The following is a 384-nucleotide window of genomic DNA, read 5'->3' on the forward strand; positions in this document are numbered from 1 at the left end:
TGGACAATCGGTTGATATTCCGATACCACTGCTTATCGTTATTACCGATGGCGTGACGCAGGAGGATAGGGTGTGCCAGCTATTGGATGCTGGTCTAAGCACTTAGGTATACAGGAGTGGCAAATCCGCCTGTATTAGCTGAAGTGTGATGGGGAAGGCTCATAGAGCCGAAGTACCTGATTCCACGCTGCCAAGAAAAGCGTCTAGGGAGAGAAGTAGTGCCCGTACCGCAAACCGACACAGGTAGGTGAGGAGAGAATCCTAAGGCCAGCGGAAGAATTGCAGTTAAGGAACTCGGCAAATTGACCCCGTAACTTAGGGAGAAGGGGTGCCTACGAGAGTAGGCCGCAGAGAATAGGCCCAAGCAACTGTTTAGCAAAAACA

The 384-nt window shown here is 50.8% G+C and carries 1 rRNA gene; it reads left to right on the top strand.

Annotated elements, in window-relative coordinates:
• Nucleotides 1-384, top strand: a 23S ribosomal RNA gene (locus CPJCM30710_RS17515); the annotation flags it as partial.

The sequence above is a fragment of the Clostridium polyendosporum genome, assembly GCF_018332455.1.
Classification (GTDB): Bacteria; Bacillota; Clostridia; order Clostridiales; family Clostridiaceae; genus Clostridium_AY; species Clostridium_AY polyendosporum.